The organism is Photorhabdus heterorhabditis (genome assembly GCF_001280945.1).
In the GTDB taxonomy this organism is placed as follows: domain Bacteria; phylum Pseudomonadota; class Gammaproteobacteria; order Enterobacterales; family Enterobacteriaceae; genus Photorhabdus; species Photorhabdus heterorhabditis.
On record NZ_LJCS01000058.1, the window covers coordinates 13,447 to 29,356 of the forward strand.

At 42.5% G+C, this 15,910-nt stretch carries 12 protein-coding genes and 1 tRNA gene; 3 read left to right on the forward strand and 10 right to left on the reverse strand.

Annotated elements, in window-relative coordinates; genetic code table 11:
- Positions 1-73: 73 nt before the first annotated feature.
- The 5 genes from hutH to hutI form a co-directional block, all read right to left on the reverse strand.
- A complete protein-coding gene (hutH, locus tag AM629_RS16745; RefSeq protein ID WP_054480397.1) occupies positions 74-1,618 on the reverse strand; it encodes a histidine ammonia-lyase in 1,545 nt (514 codons plus the stop codon).
- Between the two features lie 8 nt (positions 1,619-1,626).
- A complete protein-coding gene (hutU, locus tag AM629_RS16750; protein ID WP_054480398.1) occupies positions 1,627-3,306 on the reverse strand; it encodes a urocanate hydratase in 1,680 nt (559 codons plus the stop codon).
- A gap of 479 nt (positions 3,307-3,785) precedes the next feature.
- Positions 3,786-4,517 (reverse strand): histidine utilization transcriptional repressor HutC, encoded by a 732-nt coding sequence (gene hutC, locus AM629_RS16755; RefSeq protein WP_172909607.1) that lies wholly within the window; start codon positions 4,515-4,517, stop codon positions 3,786-3,788.
- 107 nt (positions 4,518-4,624) lie between these two features.
- Positions 4,625-5,581: a formimidoylglutamase gene (hutG, locus tag AM629_RS16760; protein ID WP_054480400.1), complete on the reverse strand. Its 957-nt coding sequence runs from the start codon at positions 5,579-5,581 to the stop codon at positions 4,625-4,627.
- A gap of 17 nt (positions 5,582-5,598) precedes the next feature.
- Positions 5,599-6,837 (reverse strand): imidazolonepropionase, encoded by a 1,239-nt coding sequence (hutI, locus tag AM629_RS16765; RefSeq protein WP_054480401.1) that lies wholly within the window; start codon positions 6,835-6,837, stop codon positions 5,599-5,601.
- Positions 6,838-7,074: 237 nt separating this feature from the next.
- On the opposite strand from hutI, the gene smrB reads away from it, so the two are divergent.
- Positions 7,075-7,617 carry an endonuclease SmrB gene (gene smrB, locus AM629_RS16770; RefSeq protein ID WP_054480402.1) on the forward strand — a complete coding sequence of 181 codons (543 nt, stop codon included), beginning with the start codon at positions 7,075-7,077 and terminating at the stop codon, positions 7,615-7,617.
- Between the two features lie 4 nt (positions 7,618-7,621).
- Here the strand turns inward: smrB and sixA are convergent, their stop codons facing one another.
- The 4 genes from sixA to AM629_RS16795 all read right to left on the reverse strand — a co-directional run bounded on the left by sixA (position 7,622) and on the right by AM629_RS16795 (position 12,751).
- On the reverse strand, positions 7,622-8,104 hold the full coding sequence (sixA, locus tag AM629_RS16775) for a phosphohistidine phosphatase SixA (protein ID WP_054480403.1): 483 nt from the start codon (positions 8,102-8,104) through the stop codon (positions 7,622-7,624).
- Between the two features lie 455 nt (positions 8,105-8,559).
- The gene (gene fadJ / locus AM629_RS16785; protein WP_054480405.1) at positions 8,560-10,743 is read right to left on the reverse strand and encodes a fatty acid oxidation complex subunit alpha FadJ; all 2,184 of its coding nucleotides are present in this window, start codon (positions 10,741-10,743) and stop codon (positions 8,560-8,562) included.
- Entirely contained in the window at positions 10,743-12,053 is a 1,311-nt protein-coding gene (gene fadI, locus AM629_RS16790; RefSeq protein ID WP_054480409.1) for an acetyl-CoA C-acyltransferase FadI, read from the reverse strand. Before fadI ends, fadJ begins: the two co-directional genes overlap by 1 nt.
- A gap of 416 nt (positions 12,054-12,469) precedes the next feature.
- Positions 12,470-12,751 (reverse strand): YfcZ/YiiS family protein, encoded by a 282-nt coding sequence (locus AM629_RS16795; RefSeq protein WP_054480406.1) that lies wholly within the window; start codon positions 12,749-12,751, stop codon positions 12,470-12,472.
- 353 nt (positions 12,752-13,104) lie between these two features.
- Between AM629_RS16795 and fadL the strand changes: the two genes are divergently transcribed.
- Positions 13,105-14,442: a long-chain fatty acid transporter FadL gene (gene fadL / locus AM629_RS16800; RefSeq protein WP_054480407.1), complete on the forward strand. Its 1,338-nt coding sequence runs from the start codon at positions 13,105-13,107 to the stop codon at positions 14,440-14,442.
- Positions 14,443-14,517: 75 nt separating this feature from the next.
- Here the strand turns inward: fadL and mlaA are convergent, their stop codons facing one another.
- On the reverse strand, positions 14,518-15,270 hold the full coding sequence (mlaA, locus tag AM629_RS16805; RefSeq protein ID WP_054480408.1) for a phospholipid-binding lipoprotein MlaA: 753 nt from the start codon (positions 15,268-15,270) through the stop codon (positions 14,518-14,520).
- 192 nt (positions 15,271-15,462) lie between these two features.
- Between mlaA and AM629_RS16810 the strand changes: the two genes are divergently transcribed.
- Positions 15,463-15,537: transfer RNA gene (locus AM629_RS16810), tRNA-Arg, on the forward strand.
- Positions 15,538-15,910 lie beyond the last annotated feature (373 nt).

The window sequence follows — 15,910 nt, forward strand, 5'->3', positions numbered from 1 at the left end:
AATTTGAAATCTATTGGGTATATGAAATATAAATGCAACAATTAGGCCGGACAGAAGCCGGCCATCGGTTTATTTAACGATTATTTTTAGTCTGTAATATCTGTCCAGAAGGAAGTAGTGAGGAAAGGTGTTGCTCAGCCAATAGTTGTACAGCAGCAGCAATATCCGGCGCAAAAAAACGATCTTGATCGTAATAATCTACCTTTTCCCGCAGAATACAGCGCGCTTTTTCCAGAACCGGGCTACTTTTCAAACCATTCCGAAAGTCGATTCCCTGACAGGCAGATAGCCATTCAATTGCCAGAATACCCCTAGTATTTTCTGCCATCTCCCATAAACGACGCCCAGCAGCCGGGGCCATTGAGACATGATCTTCCTGATTGGCCGAAGTCGGTAAACTGTCAACACTGGCAGGATGTGCCAACGCTTTATTTTCACTCGCAAGCGCCGCCGCTGTCACCTGAGCAATCATAAAGCCCGAATTCACACCACCGTTATCAACCAGAAAAGGAGGAAGCTGTGACATATGCGAATCCATCAACAACGCAATCCGCCGTTCTGATAATGCACCTATTTCTGCCAATACCAGCGCCAGATTATCAGACGCCATTGCAACAGGTTCAGCATGGAAGTTACCACCGGAAATCACTTCACCTTGTTCAGCAAATACTAATGGGTTATCAGATACGGCATTCGCTTCAATCAGGATAACATCGGCAGCATGGCGCAATTGAGTCAGACAAGCTCCCATGACCTGTGGCTGACAACGTAATGAATAAGGGTCCTGTACCTTGGGGCAATTTATATGAGAATCTGATAGTTCACTGCTTTTTTCTAATACATAACGATACAATGTAGCAACATCAATCTGCCCCTGTTGCCCCCGAACCGCATGTACACGCGCATCAAATGGTTTGCGAGAACCCAACGCCGCTTCGACAGATAAAGAACCGCAAACTATTGCTGCCACTAACAGATCTTCTGCCTCAAATAATCCACGTAAAGCAAAAGCAGTAGATACTTGAGTACCATTGAGCAATGCCAAGCCTTCTTTAGCTGCCAATGTAATGGGTTGTAAATTGGCTTTTGCCAGAGCTTCTTTAGCTGGCAACCACTCGCCCTGATAATGAGCCTGCCCTTCCCCAAGTAATAACAAGCTCATATGTGCCAACGGTGCCAAATCACCAGAAGCCCCCACCGATCCTTTACAGGGAATATGAGGATAAATTTCCGCATTAACTAACGCAATTAATGCCTGAATAACTTCAAGACGAATACCAGAGTAACCACGGGAAAGACTGTTAATCTTCAATACCATGATCAACCGGGTCATATTATCGTCCAACGCTTCACCTATCCCAGCGGCATGAGATACGACAAGCGAACGTTGTAATTTTTCTAAATTATCTTCTTCAATCCGTGTACTGGCTAATAGTCCGAATCCGGTATTAATTCCGTAAGCAGTGCGATTTTCAGCAATAATAGCGTTAACACATTCCACGCTGCGTTCAATAGCAGGAAAAGTCTGGCTATCCAGCGTTATTTTTACCGGTTGTAGATAAACCTGACGTAATTCATCAAGGGTCAATTTGCCTGGGTAAATAGTTAACTGTTTCATAATGTTCCTTATTTTGTATTGAGCATCGGCAAATCTAATCCTTGCTCTTTGGCACAATGGATAGCGATTTCATAACCTGCATCAGCATGACGCATAACTCCGGTAGCTGGATCGTTGTGTAGTACCCTGGCTATACGCTCAGCGGCTTCATCAGTTCCATCACAAACAATCACCATACCGGCATGTTGTGAGAAACCCATACCAACACCACCGCCATGATGCAGAGAAACCCAGGTAGCACCGCTAGCAGTGTTAAGCAAAGCATTCAACAGCGGCCAATCTGAAACTGCATCAGAGCCATCACACATAGATTCGGTTTCGCGATTCGGGCTGGAGACAGAACCGGAATCCAGATGGTCGCGCCCAATGACAATAGGCGCAGAAAGTTCACCACTGCGTACCATTTCATTAAAAGCTAACCCCAGCCTGGCTCGTTCCCCTAAACCAACCCAGCAAATACGAGCGGGCAATCCCTGAAAGCTAATGCGTTCCCTTGCCATATCCAGCCAGCGATGCAAATGTTTGTCATCAGGGAGCAATTCTTTAACTTTGGCGTCAGTTTTGTAGATATCCTGTGGATCGCCAGAAAGTGCTACCCAACGGAAGGGACCAATACCACGACAGAATAACGGGCGAATATAAGCGGGAACAAAGCCAGGAAAATCGAAAGCATTTTCTACGCCGACCTCATACGCCATTTGGCGAATATTGTTGCCGTAATCAAAAACAGGAATACCCCATTGCTGGAAAGTCAACATCGCCTTAACATGTTCTGCCATTGAAGATTTTGCTGCTTCGATAACTTCTGCTGGTGCTGAAATAGCACGTTGGCGATATTCTTCCCAACTCCAGTTTTTAGGCAGATAGCCGTTGAGAGGATCATGTGAACTTGTCTGGTCTGTGACCAAATCCGGGCGTACACCACGACGAACTACTTCTGGCAAGATTTCAGCAACATTACCGCACAATGCGATAGAGACGGCTTTACCTTCCAGAGTGTATTTTTCGATCCTAGCCAGCGCATCATCCAGATCTTTCGCTTGTTCATCAACATAACGAGTACGCAAGCGGAAATCGATCCGGCTTTGTTGACATTCAATATTCAACGAACAGGCTCCGGCTAATGTTGCAGCCAGTGGTTGTGCCCCGCCCATACCACCTAAACCAGCGGTTAGTACCCAACGTCCTTGTAAATTACCGTTATAATGCTGTCGGCCAGCTTCCACGAACGTTTCATAAGTGCCTTGCACAATCCCCTGACTGCCAATGTAGATCCAGCTACCCGCCGTCATCTGACCGTACATAGCCAGCCCTTTCGCATCCAGCTCGTTGAAGTGTTCCCAAGTAGCCCAGTGCGGTACCAAATTCGAGTTTGCAATCAGTACCCGAGGTGCATTCTTATGAGTTTTAAATACCCCAACCGGTTTGCCTGACTGAATTAGCAACGTTTCATCGTCTTCCAGTTTTTTCAGTGTTTCAACAATCTTGTCATAGCACTCCCAATTTCTGGCAGCTCGACCAATACCGCCATACACCACCAATTCATGCGAATTCTCAGCCACTTCCGGATCAAGATTATTCATTAACATACGCAGAGGAGCTTCGGTTAACCAACTTTTAGCGGTTAATTGCGTTCCTCTGGGTGCCCGGATCTCAACATTACGAAATTTACTTTTCTGGGAGGTCACAGTTTGGCTCCTTGTTTGTCTTTGTATATTTGTTAAATGTATAGTTGTATATACATGTATATTCAATAGACCAAACTGTTAGCTAAAATGATATATTTATGGGTTTATTGTTATTATTTTCTTATAAATCAATTTGTTAATATTATTTCTTTTTTATTATCAAAAAGTAATATTTTTCTTATTTTTGTGTTTATAATCACAAATTACTTACATTAATTTTACAAAAATATAATTTAAGGCAGGAAAGATTTTGTTTGGTTTGTCACCAGTACACAGGCAAATTCTGAGTCGTCACAAACTGATGCTCCATGTAAACAATTAAGGGCATCAGTCATCATATGAATGTGGTTATATACCCAATGGATTTCAAGATGGATCGCGACGGCAAGGGAGCGAATCCCCGGGAGCATAGCGAACTATGTGACCGGGGTGAGTGAGTGCAGCCAACAAAGAGGCAACTTGAAAGATAACGGGTATAGCTATGAACTGAAACGTCCTTTCAATTTATAGCGATTACCAGGAAATAGCAGCCTGGCACTGGAAACGGTGTAATGAGTTGACCAAGTTCGGCGACTAATTAATAAACAAGGAGCCCCCGACTCAATCTGCAACAATTTACAGGACCGGGGATCGCCAGTAATAGCCTCTACAATATGTTCACCTTCCGTTAGCGGTGCAATCATTGACAAATAATCGTGCGGAGTCAGTTTAGTGAAGTCTTGCTGCAAATAGCCAGGAACCGCTTGAGCATTGACGTAACGATCTTCTATCTGAACCGGAATATCGTTTTCATAATGGACAATAACTGACTGATAAATCGGCGTACCGGCGATAATATCCAATTCGGCAGCTTGTTTTACGTTAGCGTTCAGTTCTGATAACTTTAATATTTTACAGCGGTGCTGATGAGAACGGGATGAGATCTCATCAGCAATACTGTGGATTTCGAACAGTGCGGATTGCCCTTTTGGCTCTGCGACAAAAGATCCTATCCCTTGCAGCCGTACTAATAGCCCTTCAGCAGTCAATTCACGCAACGCACGGTTAGCGGTCATACGGCTACAGTTAAATTGCTTAACCAACTCAGCTTCTGATGGAACACGATCATTAGATTTCCATTCACCGGTATAGATTTTTTCGATGATGGATTGTTTTACTCTGGCATATAAAGGTACAGGTTTGGCAAATGATCCTGATAAATGTGTCGTCACAATAAATTCCTTGTCGCTATAAAAATGTTAAGTGATTAATTACACTAATTTTATCAGGCTATCTTTACCAAAAAATAACAGCACAATAGTACTGTTATTTTAGACAATCAATACCACCAATGCACTAATTGCCAGGCAAGACGTGCTGCTGCTTTCCCACCTACCCCTTGAATATCAAATATTGGATTGAGTTCAACCAGATCAGCCGCCTGTAATTTCCCACTCTGACAGATTGGCTGAATCAATTGTAGAAGGCGCTCCAATGGTAACCCCAGTGCTGCCGGAGCAGAAACCGCAGGCATCTGATAAGCAGGTAATACATCCAGATCAATCGTCATGTAAATCAAATCAACTTGCTGAAGCGTATCTTGTATTTGCTGTTGTACTTTGTCCAGTTCGGTTTCACGACACTGATTATCCCAGATGATCTTAACATTCAAGTGGCTTGCTTCATCCACCAATGCTTGGGTATTAGATGCCAAACTGGCGCCAATGCAAGTATAGTGAAACGGTCGGTGGTGTTGCTGACAATACTCGGCGAGCTGACGAAATGGCGTACCGGAAGTAGGTTGCGACGACCGCCGTAAATCGAGATGAGCATCAAAGTTAATAATACCAACACGTTGATGTGGAAAAGCATCATAAATTCCGACGCCATGAGCAAAAGCTGTTTCATGTCCACCACCCAGCACCAGAGTGCGCACATGCTGATGTTGACATTGAATAATTGCATCAGCCAAGGCTTGTTGTGCTTCACTCAATTGATTAGGATTCGCACGAATGCTCCCCAAGTCCACCAATCTGTCATGCCCTTTATGACTGGCCATATTTGCCAATGACTGCCGCAAATAATCAGGGCCTTGATTGGCCCCCGGCCTACCCTGATTGCGTTTTACACCTTCATCACATTCAAACCCCAGTAGTGCAATATGGTGAGAAAATTCTTCCGGTGTAAAATAGGGAGATTGTTTGATCGTTTGAAAAATCCGCAGTGCATTATCCGCTTCTGCCAAATCATTTCGTCCTTGCCAAATAGTAGGCGAAGTAGCATGCCATAAATTCATTTACTGCTCCTTATCTGCTATATATTGGAATGAGTAATAGCACCACGAAATACCCTGGTATTCAGCGGGTTATGACCTAACTCATAGAAAATATCGACAGGATTTTCCACATCCCAAACAACAAAATCAGCATAAGCACCCGCGCGGAGCTGTCCGTGACTATTTCCTCTACCCAATGCACGAGCAGCATGTCGAGTAACACCTAACCATACCTCTTCAGGAGTCAGCCCAAATTGTACACAAGCCATATTCATCACCATACGCAGAGAGGCAAATGGGCTGGTTCCAGGATTAAAATCCGTAGATACAGCTATCGGTACATTAAATTGTCGTAATAAATCGACAGGCGGGCGCTGCGTTTCCTGCAAAAAATAGAAAGCACCGGGAAGCAAAACAGCAACCGTACCACTGTGGCTGAGAGCTTCCACTCCTGTCTGATCCAGATATTCAATATGATCAACTGAAAGACCGTGATAACGAGCGACCAGCTCACTCCCTCCCAAATTGGACAATTGCTCCACGTGTCCTTTTACTGGAATGCCCCAGCGCTGCGCTTCCTGAAAAAGCCGCTCGGTTTGCTCCAAATTAAACCCTACGCTTTCACAAAAAACGTCTACTGCGTCAAACAACTTTTTTCGCCAGAGTTGCGGCAGGATAATTTCACAAATCAGATCTATATAGGCATCAGGACTGTGTTTATATTCAGGCGGGCAAGTATGAGCAGCGAGCAATGTCGCACTGATTTCTATCGGATTATATTTCTCCAGGTTTTGTGCAACCTGTAGCAATTTTTCTTCATTTTCCAGATCTAATCCATAACCCGATTTAATCTCAATAGTGGTTACGCCTTCAGCCATAAATGCAGCCAAACGCTGCTGGGCAGAGTGTCCAAGTTGTTCAAGAGAACTGGTTCGGGTTGCTGAAACTGTCGCATTGATACCCCCTCCCTGCGCACTGAGTTCAGCATAGGACATACCATTTAAACGCTGCTCCCATTCATAAGCCCGGTTACCACCAAAAACTAAATGAGTGTGACAATCGATTAAACCGGGGGTAATCAGGCGTTGTTGGACATCAATTACCTGACAGCTACCCGTCTGTAATGTTGCTGTGGGCAAAATAGCTAAAATTTTGTCATCACGTACCAGAAGATCATGTTCTTTTAATAATCCGTAAGCTGCATTGATAGAAGGGTCCATTGTTGCCAGTCTTGCGTTACGCCAAACGACATCAGTATCACGCAGTTCTATTGCCATGGTTAGAATCCTGTATTTGTCTGTATCTGATAGCTCAGTCCATTAGTTGTATATACATTTATTTTCTAACCAGCAGTAATTGTCAAATTATTTCGTTGACTACCTGAACATAGCTTCTTACTCCGCATTTTCAGTCAATAAATCAGGCAAAACTAGGTTCTATTAGACATAATCAGGTTAAACAGTTAAAAAGATACCGTACACTTGTCACAAAATAGTTTGATTAATTGAGCAATGATGAAAAATAAACATTCCCTGAATGAGGAAGAGATTAACTTGTTTAAAGAGTCGGTAGCAGGTATCAAACGCATGAACCAAGATACTGTCTTACATCCTCCCATAAGAAAAAAAGCCAGCCATATTGCCCCTGAGCGAGTACAGCAAGAGCAAATTGATGCCAGTTACTATTTTTCTGATGAATTCCAGCCCAATCTCAATACAGAAGGCCCTACCCGTTACATACGGGAAAATGTAAGCCATTATGAACTAAAAAAACTACGCCGAGGTGATTATTCGCCAGAACTGTTTCTTGATTTACACGGGTTAACTCAAATGCAAGCCAAACAGGAAATTGGTGCACTAATCGCTGCTTGCCGCCGTGAACATGTCTATTGTGCCTGCGTCATGCACGGTCATGGGAAACACATTCTCAAACAACAAACTCCACTGTGGCTAGCCCAACACCCAGATATTATGGCCTTCCATCAAGCACCCAAGGAATGGGGAGGTAACGCCGCATTATTAATACTTGTCGAACTCGATGAACCTATACGTCGCTGAATTATCAGGCCCTTGCTGCTAATTGTGATGGGCTAACCTGCCAGACAAGTGTGCCTTTACCCGTCTGGCTGTTTAAATCCACACATGTAATTGCAGATGTTGCGAACATCGGCGGGGTCTCTGCTGGGCAGAGCTCAGCAACCAAATAACCAACTAACGGTAAATGAGAGACAACCAAAACAGCATTATGCCCTTGTTCAGCAATAACCTGTAGATAACTACTGACCATAGCAGCATCACCTGATGGCGATAACCCAGGCAACACTTCTTCACCAACCGGTAATGATAAAGATTTACGAACAACCTGTAACGTCTGTTCAGCACGGATATAAGGACTCACTAATACCAGATCAATCTTAGGCTCTTTCTGTGCCAACCAATGAGCCATTTCTTGTGATTCATTACAACCACGAGGAGTGAGTTGTCGGGCTGAATCGCTGATTGCATCTAAAGCTGCTTCACCATGACGCATAATAAAAACTTGCATAATCCACCGTATGAATGAGTTTATACCCTTCATCCTTCAAGTTGCTGCTTTGTTGGCTGCTTTCACTTACCCCAGTCACATCGTTATCTATGCTCCTGGGGATGCGTTCATTTACCGCCGCGCTGCAAATTGAAATCTATTGGGTATATATAGTTATTCTGCTAATAATAAATATCAGTAATCGCAACCTGAGTTATACAACAAAATTTGTTATCACAAAAACATTTCAGTCTATGGTGAACGGGCATTCTGCTGTAACTGCTTCCCGCCTTGAGCCGAATTGTCACAATCAGCCGGTGTTACTTGCTAAAACAAAGATAAAAATAATTAAGCAACAATTTCAGTTGATATTGCTTAAATTCAAAAAGGATTTTTTTATTCAAAAATCCTAAAGATGATGCCGATACCCCAACAAGGTATCGGCATCAATTTCTTCACAAATACAATGTAGATCACTATGGATAGAAATTTTTATTCTGTTCAGCCATTTTCACCAAACGCTCACAAGGTGTGAATCTATCTCCAAACTGACTCTCCAACCTACGTAGAATTTCCACCACTCTGGCACAACCAAGGCTATCAATATAGCGGAAGGGGCCACCAAAGAATGGTGGAAAACCTATACCAAATACCGCGCCAATATCGCCATCACGCGGACTTCTGATAATCCCTTCATCCAAACAACGAACGGCTTCATTAAGCATTAGCATCACACAACGCTGAGCAATTTCTGAAGAAAGCATACGAGATTCAGGCTTTATATTCATCAAGGTATAAACTGAGCTATCAACTTTTTTACCTTTCTTACCCATCCGCCAAAATTTTCTGGATTCTGATGTATATAAATAGAAACCACGACCATTTTTCCTACCTTTGCGACCATCTTTCAGTACAGCATTAAGAGATTCAGGTGCCGCAAAGCGTGCCCCTAATTGCTCTACCAAAATCGGCATAATTTTGGTACCAACATCAATTCCCACTTCATCTAATAAATTAATTGGCCCTACTGGAAAACCAAAATTAACCAGTGCCTTATCTATATGATCAATTGGCTCTCCTGCTACCAGACAATTTGATGCCTCACTGATATAAGGAACAAGGATACGGTTTACATAAAATCCGGCTTTATCACCTACCACAATAGCGGTTTTACCCTGCTTCTTAGCCAAAGCAACTGCTGTAGCAATCGTTTTCTCACTGGTTCCTTGATGCGGAATAACTTCCACCAGAGGCATTTTATCTACCGGGCTGAAATAATGCAGACCAATAACCTGCTCTGGTCGTTGAGCTTTTTCAGCAATTTGATGGATAGGAAGCGAAGATGTATTAGATGCAAATACCGTTTCTGGTCTGGCATTCGCTTCAATTTCTGCCACCATCTGTTGTTTCAGTGATAAATCTTCAAATACCGCCTCAACAACAATATCCACCTGTTCGAAACCACGATAATCCGTCGCTCCTGAAATAAGCATCATTTGCTTAGCTCGTTCTATCGGACGTAATCGCGTTTGCTTCACTCGTTTGGACAACAAATCCCAAGTGTACTTCAGTGCCTGACTAATACCCTTTTCATTAATATCTTTGATGCGCGCGGGTAATTTGCCTCGGGTAGCAGTTACATTCGCAATTCCTCCTCCCATCAAACCACCACCTAATACGCCAACACGTTTGATTTTCGCTGGTTTCTCTGATGACCCTGTCTCATTTTTTAATGACGTCGCAGCAAAAAACAGATTGCGTAAAGCAGCTGATTCCCGTGTCATTGCTAGTTCACCAAATGCCATAGCTTCGGCCCGTAAACCTTGGTTCATGCCTTTTTCAAGACCTTCTTTGACAACCTCAATAATTCGTTCAGGTGCAGGATAGTGCCCACGAGTTTTCGCCAGTGTTTTTTTACGAACGATATTAAACAAAAAGTATCTTCCTACAGGCCCTACCAATAACCGCTGTTGCCACGGTAAAGACTTACGCACAGGAATGCCTTTTTTGATTTTTTCAACAGCAACTTCCAGCAAAATATCTAATGGCACAGCATCATCCACGACTCCCAGTCGTAATGCCTGTTTCGCTCTTAATTGCCTACCTGTCAGAATCATATCCAGCGCCGAGCTGACACCAATAAGTCTCGGTAATCGCTGAGTACCACCTGAACCAGGTAATAACCCAAGCTGAACTTCAGGTAATCCAAGACGGGTTTTATCATCCAGTGAACATATACGCCAATGACACGCCAGCGCCAATTCCAAACCGCCCCCCAAACAAGCACCATGAATTGCCGCTACAACAGGCAAAGGATAATTGGCTATTTGAGAAAATAATTTCTGACCCTTTTCAGCCAGATCTTGTGCTTCTTCTTTGGTTTTACACCCGGCAATCATGGAAATGTCAGCACCGGCAATAAAAGTATCCGGTTTACCGGAAATCAATATTAATCCTTTAAGGCCAGAAGACTGCTGAGCTTGTTTGAAAACATTCAGAAATTGATCAACAAATTCTGCTTTCAGCGTATTTACTTTTTCTCCGGTCACATCAATAGTGATAACACCGATTTTATCCGACCTGACATCAAAATTGAAAACAGAAGCCGCCTGTTTTGTATCCGTAGTGATGGTTGCAGCATCATGCTGAGACTGAGTCATTATTCCACCTCCAATACCATAGCTGTGCCCAGCCCACCAGCAGCACAAGCAGTTGTCAACCCAAGCCCCCCACCACGGCGCCGCAACTCATTCAATACCTGCGTCACCATGCGAGCTCCTGTTGCTGCGAACGGGTGCCCATAAGCAATTGAACCACCCAAGACATTAAATTTATCCATATCAACTTCACCAATTGCTTGAGCGCGCCCTAACTTATTACGGGCAAATTCATCACTGGCAAACATTTTCAAGTTTGCCAATGTCTGAGCAGCAAAAGCTTCATGCATATCAATTAAAGTTAGATCTTTTAGTGTAATACCGGCACGATCGAGCGCTATCGGTGTCGCATACGATGGCCCCAATAGCATATCTTGCCAGACATCAATAGCTGAGAACGCATAGCTACGCAGGTAACCAAGCGGTTTTATTCCCAACTCTTTAGCCACAGACTCACGCATCAAAATGACTGCTGCTGCGCCATCTGTCAGCGGTGTACTATTTGCCGCGGTAACAGTGCCATACTTGCGGTCAAATGCCGGGCGCAACTTCGCATAAGAAGTTAATACGGAATTTTTACGAATATTATTATCTTCAAGCAATGCTTCACAATATGGAGGGAAATGGGCCGTCATGACTTCATCAGCCAACAAACCCTGTTCCCAAGCTTTTGCTGCAAGAATGTGGGAACGGTGTGCCAACGCATCCTGATCTTCCCGACTGATACGGTAGGTCTTCGCCATTTGTTCTGCGGTATCTCCCATACGCAGACCTGTCGAATATTCTGCTACTGCCGGAGATACGGGCAATAAATCACGAAATTTGAGGCGGCTAAGTAATTTAAAACGCTGCGGCAAAGTTTTCGCTTTATTCATATCAACAAGAGTACGGGCCAGAGATTTAGTTACACCAATCGGTAATACAGAAGACGAATCCGCACCACCCGCAATCCCGATATTCACCGTACCTGCCATAATGCTTTCCGCCACATTAGCAATCGCCTGAAAACTGGTCGCACACGCACGAGATACGCTGTAAGCATCTGTATTCACACTTAACCCAGTACCAAGAACGATTTCACGCGCAATATTTGGCGCTTCAGGCATTTGTACTACTTGTCCAAACACCAGTTGGTCAATCTTTTCAGGGAGTAAACCACTTCTGGTTACCAGTTCATTGACCACTGATTTACCCAAATCCACAGCCGGTATGCCGTGATACGATGTTGCCTGTTTAGCAAATGGAATGCGTAGCCCGCTGACAATTGCGATACGATCACCTTGCTGTGTCACTTTTGTTAAAGGACGACTCATAACGGCTCCTGAAAGATTATTATTAACCATACCCTTCATCCTTCAAATTACTGCTTTGTTGGCTGCTTTCACTTACCCCAGTCACATCGTTATCTATGCTCCTGGGGATGCATTCATTTGCCGCCGCGCTGCAATTTGAAATCTATTGGGTATACATCAAATAACTGAAAAAATTTTTTAACCAACCTAGACAGGTCTGACCTGATAGATCATTGTTAGCGTAATGTCTATAAATAGCAAACCTGAATAAATTAAAAATGAGAGCAAGCGCAACTTTAATTTATTTAATGTCTAAATGATCTCAATGCCTCTTCGAGCATGTTCGCAAACAGTAAAAAAATAAATAACGAGAAGGAGGGACTCAGTGAAATACCTCCACTATCTACTTAAGACAGCGGAGAAAGCCAGCCCTTGGATTAACGCAATCCCAACTGGAAAATCAGCGCTTCTGCCTGGCAACAGAAAACGAAATCAGTAATTAGTTGAATCCCCTTATCAACTGGCTCAATTTTATGATTAATAACACAAGGTTCTGATTCAATAGACTTTGCTTTTTTAATCAAAGTGTTAAGCATTGTTTCTACTTCCTGCTTATCAGCAAAAACATGTTGGTAAGACACGATGCAGTCAGTATTATCTATCACCGTACCTACATCTACGCAGCAGCAAGCAACCGTCTCTTCTGCACTACATTTCATTCGTCATACTCCATTCTCCAAATATTAATCACTCATCTTAATATTTTACTCCTCTCATCATAGGAAAACTAAGCACTTACTCTTTATAAGTATATTTATCCTATTGAAATCTGATTTCAAAAATTTATTTCCAAACGTTTTTATTAATACCTAAAATCATTTTTTTGTTAACTGAGTCGCGTTTTTGATATCAATTTGGACATATTTTAAAAACACTCTTGCAACACCAACAGATGTCAGACCTATACTTCACCACTGGTCTGATTTGTCATGAAGACAAACCGACTCTACAATCCTGCGCTCCTTGCTAAGTTAAGTGGCATAGTTAAATAATAAACAAGAGGGTTTTGGTCATGAACCAGAAAAACCTGTTCACCCGTTCAGCATTAGCGGTTGCAGTGGCTCTAATCTCATCCAACGCGGGTGCCGCTGGTTTCCAGTTAAATGAATTTTCTACTTCGGCTTTAGGCCGAGCTTTTTCCGGGGAAGGCGTTGTTGCTGATAACGCAACGGTAGGAAGCCGTAACCCAGCAGCAATGACTCTGTTTGATCGCCCATCCTTTTCTATCGGTGCCGTCTATATCAACCCAGATGTTGATATTACAGGTAAATCCCCAGTGACGGGTAAAAGTACCAACGCTAAAAATATTGCGCCAGTAGCCTGGATACCTAACCTACATTTTATTATGCCTATTGATGATCAATGGTTTGTTGGTACTTCAGTCACCACTAACTTTGGTCTGGCTACTGATTTTAGCAATAACTACGACGCAGGCCCTATCGGTGGTAAAACTGACCTAACAACATTGAACTTCAACCTGAGCGGAGCTTATCGACTAAACGATAACTTCAGCTTTGGTTTAGGACTTAACGCTATTTATGCTGATGCAACAGTCGTCCGTCATGCGGGCGCTCTGTCAGACATTCTGGCTATGAAAGCCCCTCAACTAAAAGGTCTTATCAAACCAACAGATGAAGTTTCTAATCTGGAAGGTAAAGATTGGGGTTATGGCTGGAACGCGGGCATCATGTATGAAGTGGATGCAAATAACCGCTACAGCCTGACTTACCGTTCTAAAGTTAAAGTCAAATTTAAAAACGGTGACTATAAAAATGACATTCCCGTCCAGCTAGGGGCAATACTTCAGAACGCAGGAATATCCTTCCCTGCCACCGGTGGTCAAACTATTGGCGGTAAATTAGACCTCAATTTGCCGGACATCTGGGAAGTTTCTGGTTACAACCGCGTAGCACCTAAATGGGCTATCCACTATAGCCTGGCATATACAGGCTGGAGTGAGTTCAATGAACTAAAAGGGACCAAAAATAAAGATGGCTCAGTTCTGTTTAGTAAACATGAAGGCTTCAAAGATGCCTACCGTATTGCTTTAGGTACAACTTACTATCACGATGACAACTGGACATTCCGTACTGGTATCGCCTTTGATGACAGCCCGATTCCTGCTGAGAACCGTTCTATCTCTATTCCGGATCAAGACCGTTTCTGGCTAAGTGCTGGCGCAACCTACGCATTTAATAAAGACATGTCTCTGGACGTAGGTGTTTCTTATATGCATGGACAAAAAGTCACAGTTAAAGAGAAATTGTCTGAAAAACTGCCTTACACATATGAATTTGATGCAAAAGGTTCTGCCTGGTTATATGGTGTAAACTTCAACTACGCATTCTAATCAAATGTAGTTCTCAAAAAAGGATAGCTCTACGGCTATCCTTTTTATTTATGAAGTAAAATCAGACAATAACGATCAATCAATACTGTCCAAATCACCCTGTAATGCTTCAGCATTTGGATTTTTTGTAGCTTCCAACTTACCACCGCTTGCCATAAAATCATGGCTCTGGAAGTAAGCCTCACGCATCATCAGATAAGGATCTGATGAATTCTTCAACAAACCATCAGAATCCAGTAAACGAGCACGAGTTTCAATACCTTCAAATACCCACTTACCCGCAGACATCCAAATGGTCAAATAACTTAACATTGGATAAGTCATATCAGCCCAGTCTCCCCCTTCATCACGCAGAGTAAAACTGCCATAGCCCGGTAATACAGCATAAGGACCATATCCCACATCATAATAGCCCAAAGTACTACCAAAACGTTTTGGTTCTTCTTTTGCCAACTTAGGATTTGCCATAGTTGCAACATCAATCAAGCCACCTATACCCCAAATGGTATTCAGGAAAAAACGATTAAAATGTTTCATTCCCTGATACGGGTCACCACGCAAGAAACTGTTTACCATACTGGCTGGTTCTTCGAGATTACTGAGAAAATTGCCCAAACCATTTCGTGCAGGCATCGGTACATAGTCGCGCCACGTTACAGCTACCGGACGTAAGATATAGGGATCAAGGACATTATAATTAAAGTTGAACATTGTACGGTTAAAACCTTCCAGAGGGTCTGAACGCCCCTGTTCAACGCTATTAGATGAACCGGCACATCCCACAAGTAATGTGGCTGTAAGAGCGATTACGCCCAAACGATACTTCATACAATTCTCCAAGTAACAATCTCTTAGATCCGGCAAACCAATCTTGTCGCACTACCTGCCGATGATCATCAATAAATATAAATATTACTGACAATTCAACTTGAATGGTACTCAATTTGAGTGGTCATTAAACAAGCAAACAGTTCATAACATCTTATCTTAGGAAGAAAAAGCAGTTATAATGCAGCGGTTGTCCCCTTAGTTAAATGGATATAACAAGCCCCTCCTAAGGGCTAATTGCAGGTTCGATTCCTGCAGGGGACGCCATTAACAGAACCAATAAGCACATATGCAATATTTTGAGATGTAAGAAAATATTACGATAATATAAAAATAAAACAATATTACTTTCATATGTAAATTAACATCTTTATATAACAAATTAAATATTCATTATATAAAAAATCGAATATAAAACTTCATTTAACTTATCAAAATTATAAACATTTCAAATGAATTTAAAGTCATTTAATTTCATTGGTTTTTTCAAAAAATTATATTATTATTAATTCAACAAAGTAACATATCTTTAATTATACGCTTTAAACTTTATATCAAACCTAAAAGTTAATTATCATATTTATTTGAAAAATCATTTGACTTAATTTCAAAATTTAAATAACACCATTAAACAATAATT